We start from the raw sequence: 4,428 nt of genomic DNA on the forward strand, positions 1-4,428 counted from the left end.
CAGTTTTTAACAATTAGTTTGTGCTAAGTGTTTCAAGGTTCTCACGCCAAGTAAGCTTTTGCATCCCGCACTAATCAAGCGCCTGAAAATAATACCTCAATATCCCTAAAAAGTCAAGCTTTGGGTAAAGGTGTATCGGTTTCAATTTACAGTTTATAACCCCAAGCGACAATAATGGTCAAGGTACGGTGTGCGATAGCCATTTCGTACCCACAGTACTGGAAAAAAACTCTCATCTAGCGAAGTGTCTCCTACTCGTTGATAGCGACCATATATATAACCTCCACCAGAAGTATGGAAACGGACATCAGATCGTAGAAGATGAATACCAATACTGCGGCGGATGATATGTTCTGTTGTGTTGGCACCAGAGCCGTGCCAAATATGACCATGATGAAATACACAACTACCTGCTGGCACTTCGATAGGAATTATTTGAGGATTTTCAATACCTGCCAAAGCAGCTGCAGCAAGCATCTTGGCTTGGTAACCACCCTTTGGCGTATGAAAGTCTAGTGGTCTTGCAGTTAGTTTCCAATTATGTGAGCCTGGAACATATTCAATTGTGCCTGCGTTTGCCTGAGTGTCATCCAACGTAATCCAACAGGTAATTGTTTCTGAAGGAACAAGAAAATCCATGTAGGAGCTATCTTGATGCATTGCTATCGCTTTTGTTTGTGGAGGCTTCATCCAAATCGTGTCTTGTCCCAACCTAGCTCCGTTCCAACTCATGAGTAAAGCGGCTGCACGAGCAATATCTGCTGAAAGTACTAATTTTGCGATTGTGAGGTCGCTTTTCCAAGCGTTCGCCATGTGTCGAGTAATATCTGGTAAGCTCATTCCCTCTCGCCAATACCATTCATCTGGATAAACTCCTGTTTCAAATTCTCCACGAAACAATGGCTCGAAGCGATCGCGGAGTGCTTTTACCATAGTGGATTCCAACAAGTTTTCAATCACGAGGAATCCAGAATCTTGAAAGCTGCTCAACTCAACATTACCAAGAATGGATAACCTATCTTGTCGAAGTAGCATCGTTTTATCCCTCTCAAAATCCTCTATACTTTTTAAAAGTCTATTATTTAGATAACATTATTTTTTCTAAAACTCACAAAACCGAATTATATTTGGAACTTTAGAGATATGAGCAACTTAGACCGAATTGATCGCAAATTATTGCAGTTGTTACAGAATAATGGACGGCTTTCCAACAAAGAACTAGCAACACAGGTGGAGTTAGCTCCATCTACTTGTCTTGAGCGAATGCGACGGCTCTCTCAAGATGGGGTTATCAAGGGGATCCATGCAGATGTGGAAACTCAAGCATTAGGTATTGGGTTGCAAGCGATCTATTTTATTGAATTAACCAAACACCGACGAGAGGTAGTTGAAACTTTTCAGGCTGAAGTTTTGCAGATTCCAGAGGTGATTGCAATTTATCTGATTGCTGGACGATACGATTTTCTAGTGCACGTTGCTGTTCGAGACACGCAACATCTCAGAGATCTAGCTCTTGATACGTTTACAAATAGACCAGAAGTGACCCGCATCGAAACAGCTTTAATCTTTAACTATGCCCGCTGTTTTGAATTACCTAATTATCTCGAAGATGATCTGTAGTGACAGCAATTTAGCCGCATAACGTTCCGCTTCACCGCCGCGAACAACCTCTCAATCTCAACTTATCAATCATGGCAATAGTTCAAGATTCTGATCGCAGCTATTCTTGGTGTGACTCCAAAATCCCGCTACGAATCATTAATTGAGGCCAAATCAGCAAAAAAAATCCCATCCATACAATGATGGGTATACTGACAAGAAGAGTGAACCAGATAGTTCTAAATAATACCCAAATCCCACCAATTACAGTCACACCTGTCAGAAGAATAGACCATGGTTGACACCACCAAGGTTTGTATTTCCAAGGATTGATAGAGTTTTTCTGAGACATCGTAACAATCTAACTTAAGACCAAGGCTTTCAATTTTATAATACTACTCCCTTCTCAGTCTTAGATAGCAAAGTGAGCAGCTATTTTCAAGGGCGTACTAACCATGCGTTTAATCTGATTACCTCTGCTCGGTCTTTGACTTTCTGTGGTACATCCGCAGTTCTTAGGTAACAGGGTTCGGTCTTGCTCACGCGTTAGGAATATCCTTCAACGAGCACCCATATCATTTGTTACTTAAGTGGATTTATTCTCGTAATCACTTATGTTAACATAGTTAGGTTTTTCCCGCCCACCTACTTATGTCTTATTCTCTAGGGGATAACTACAGAACTTTTTTCTATTATGTAATGTTGAAAGCTCCGGAATCAGAAAGTCATTAACAGTTTAGAGCAATGGGAGCAAACAAAAATGAAATCCCAGATACATCATCAAAACTTGGAGTACATTTAACATGGCTAAGATTACAATTTCTCAATTGCATACTGTTGATACTGGTTCTATCCAAGAGTTGACAAATGCTGAGATTGATACAACAAAGGGTGGAATCGCTGGTCTTCCCTTAGATGTTTTCGGCGTTAGTTTCGGTTCTACTGGTTTTGTATTGGATACTGCGAGTAAGACAGTTTTTGATCTTGAGAAATATGTGACTGAGGATCTTGCAAGAAAATTAAGCTTAGCTTAAGCTTGGGTGCATAAGTACTGTTCACTCAAATTTTTACAAATCAAAGTAAGGTTGGTATTTCGGATAATTAAACGATTTATACCCCGCTTTTCTTTACGAGAGCGGGATTTATTTGGGCAATTTTTTACAAGATATTGACGGAGGATGAAAATATTTCAAGACATAAGTGTAGTCATAAACTCCACCTAATAGCTTGTTTTCACTTCTTTTCCACAACATCACGAACTAACTGAGCCAACCTGTCCGCACTATCGGGAACAGCGATCGCTTTTGCGGCTTCCCCCATCTTTTGTAATTCTTCTGGATTCTGCAACAGATCTAAAACTTTGGAACGCAAACCCTCAGCCGTTAAATCTGACTGTTTAAACATAATTGCTGCACCAACTGAGGTAAAAACTTCCGCATTATACGTTTGATGGTCTTCTGCTGCAAAAGGATAAGGAATCAAAATCGCAGGTGTACCGCAAACTGCCATTTCTGTCAGACTTCCAGCACCAGAGCGAGTGATTGCTAAGCTTGCCCTTCGCAACAACGCAGCCATATTATTATAAAATGGTAAACAAATATACTGCGGATGCTTTAAACTTTCTGCTTCTGGATCTTTGTCACCAGTTAAATGGACAATCCAAGCACCTGCATCAAACCAAGCATTGGCTGACTGGCGCACCAGTTTATTAATAGCGACAGCACCCTGGCTACCACCAAAAACAACAATTAAAGGGACTCCTTCTGGAATCGATAAATCCAGCGACGCAGCAGTTGTTTTATCTAAAAATTCGGAGCGCACGGGAGTTCCCGTATAAACAGTTTTAGCGCGAGATAAGTACTGACTCGCCACTTCAAACCCCACTGCTACCGCATTACACCAAGGTCCAAAAAAGCGAGTCACTTTACCAGGTAAGGCGTTGGACTCATGAAAAATAACAGGCAAACCTAAAGAACGTGCAGCGATCGCAGCCGGTCCGGCAATGTAACCGCCTGTCGTCAAAACTCCCTGAAAGTTCCCCTGTTTTAAGATTTTCCTAACTTGTAAAACCGAACCGATAAGTTTGCCTAATACCTTGAGTGAGGCAAGCCCAAAACCTTGCTGAAATCCTTCTACTGAAATAGTATTCAAGGGATACTGTTTGGGAACTAACTGTGTTTCTAACCGATTCGGAACACCAAGCCATTCTATTTGATAATCGCTCAAGTGTTCGGCAAGGGCAATTGCGGGAAACAAGTGTCCGCCAGTTCCACTAGCAGCTATTAATAAACGTACAGGAGTATGTGCCATCTAACCCTTTTTACCCCAAAAGCACCTAGATTAACTTAAGATTAAACAATTTCCTTGCGGTTGAACAGTAAGCCTTAAATCTCTGCAAATCTGGTTAATCTTGGCTTTCCCATTTGGATAACCAGATTTCTAATTCTTCTCGTAGCTTAATCCTCCAATCGGGAATTGCCATGATTCTTTCTCTGAGTCCCGGCTTGAGGTTAATTTGCAATGCAGAGCGGTCAAGTGGGGCATTTGACACAAAACCTTGTTTGTTATTTTTCTGGAAAGGCATTGACGTTAATTGTATATGTTAATATAGTAACACATAGCAGTCATCAAAGGGAAATGTCAAATGGCTTTGAGCAAAAAACAACGACAAACTGAATACACTTATACTCAGGTCGTTCCTGTCGTTTTTTGCTCTGACGAATTACAAGTAGACCGAATTATGCATTTGTGTGGCATCCCTAGATCCCTGACTTATAACAAACTCGGTTCCTTACAAGGATGGGGATTGGATTGGAAAAAAGCAGATTC

The 4,428-nt window shown here is 41.0% G+C and carries 6 protein-coding genes and 1 pseudogene; 3 read left to right on the forward strand and 4 right to left on the reverse strand.

What is annotated here, in order from left to right; translation table 11 throughout:
* Positions 1–153: 153 nt before the first annotated feature.
* The gene (locus WA1_RS51750; protein ID WP_017746217.1) at positions 154–1,035 is read right to left on the reverse strand and encodes a phytanoyl-CoA dioxygenase family protein; all 882 of its coding nucleotides are present in this window, start codon (positions 1,033–1,035) and stop codon (positions 154–156) included.
* A gap of 108 nt (positions 1,036–1,143) precedes the next feature.
* Between WA1_RS51750 and WA1_RS51755 the strand changes: the two genes are divergently transcribed.
* Complete coding sequence (locus tag WA1_RS51755; protein WP_017746216.1) at positions 1,144–1,620, forward strand: Lrp/AsnC family transcriptional regulator; 477 nt, start codon at positions 1,144–1,146, stop codon at positions 1,618–1,620.
* Positions 1,621–1,720: 100 nt separating this feature from the next.
* Here WA1_RS51755 and WA1_RS51760 read toward each other — a convergent pair whose 3' ends face one another.
* Entirely contained in the window at positions 1,721–1,951 is a 231-nt protein-coding gene (locus WA1_RS51760) for a DUF6737 family protein (RefSeq protein WP_017746215.1), read from the reverse strand.
* A gap of 451 nt (positions 1,952–2,402) precedes the next feature.
* Here WA1_RS51760 and WA1_RS51765 point away from each other — a divergent pair, with 451 nt between their 5' ends.
* Complete coding sequence (locus WA1_RS51765; RefSeq protein WP_017746214.1) at positions 2,403–2,633, forward strand: hypothetical protein; 231 nt, start codon at positions 2,403–2,405, stop codon at positions 2,631–2,633.
* A 199-nt stretch (positions 2,634–2,832) separates the two neighbouring features.
* Here WA1_RS51765 and murG read toward each other — a convergent pair whose 3' ends face one another.
* Together murG and WA1_RS51775 are read right to left on the reverse strand one after the other, a co-directional pair.
* On the reverse strand, positions 2,833–3,909 hold the full coding sequence (gene murG, locus WA1_RS51770) for an undecaprenyldiphospho-muramoylpentapeptide beta-N-acetylglucosaminyltransferase (RefSeq protein WP_017746213.1): 1,077 nt from the start codon (positions 3,907–3,909) through the stop codon (positions 2,833–2,835).
* Positions 3,910–4,003: 94 nt separating this feature from the next.
* On the reverse strand, positions 4,004–4,183 hold the full coding sequence (locus WA1_RS51775) for a hypothetical protein (protein ID WP_017746212.1): 180 nt from the start codon (positions 4,181–4,183) through the stop codon (positions 4,004–4,006).
* Positions 4,184–4,243: 60 nt separating this feature from the next.
* Between WA1_RS51775 and WA1_RS51780 the strand changes: the two are divergent.
* Positions 4,244–4,428, forward strand: a pseudogene (locus tag WA1_RS51780) (hypothetical protein); the annotation flags it as partial.

This window comes from Scytonema hofmannii PCC 7110, from assembly GCF_000346485.2.
Lineage (GTDB): Bacteria > Cyanobacteriota > Cyanobacteriia > Cyanobacteriales > Nostocaceae > Scytonema > Scytonema hofmannii.

What these genes read in the sequence shown, in the direction of transcription:
- WA1_RS51760 (WP_017746215.1), bottom strand. Translation starts at nt 1,951, where the DNA reads ATGTCTCAGAAAAACTCTATCAATCCTTGGAAATACAAACCTTGGTGG.
- WA1_RS51750 (WP_017746217.1), bottom strand. Translation starts at nt 1,035, where the DNA reads ATGCTACTTCGACAAGATAGGTTATCCATTCTTGGTAATGTTGAGTTG.
- WA1_RS51765 (WP_017746214.1), top strand. Translation starts at nt 2,403, where the DNA reads ATGGCTAAGATTACAATTTCTCAATTGCATACTGTTGATACTGGTTCT.
- murG (WP_017746213.1), bottom strand. Translation starts at nt 3,909, where the DNA reads ATGGCACATACTCCTGTACGTTTATTAATAGCTGCTAGTGGAACTGGC.
- WA1_RS51755 (WP_017746216.1), top strand. Translation starts at nt 1,144, where the DNA reads ATGAGCAACTTAGACCGAATTGATCGCAAATTATTGCAGTTGTTACAG.
- WA1_RS51775 (WP_017746212.1), bottom strand. Translation starts at nt 4,183, where the DNA reads ATGCCTTTCCAGAAAAATAACAAACAAGGTTTTGTGTCAAATGCCCCA.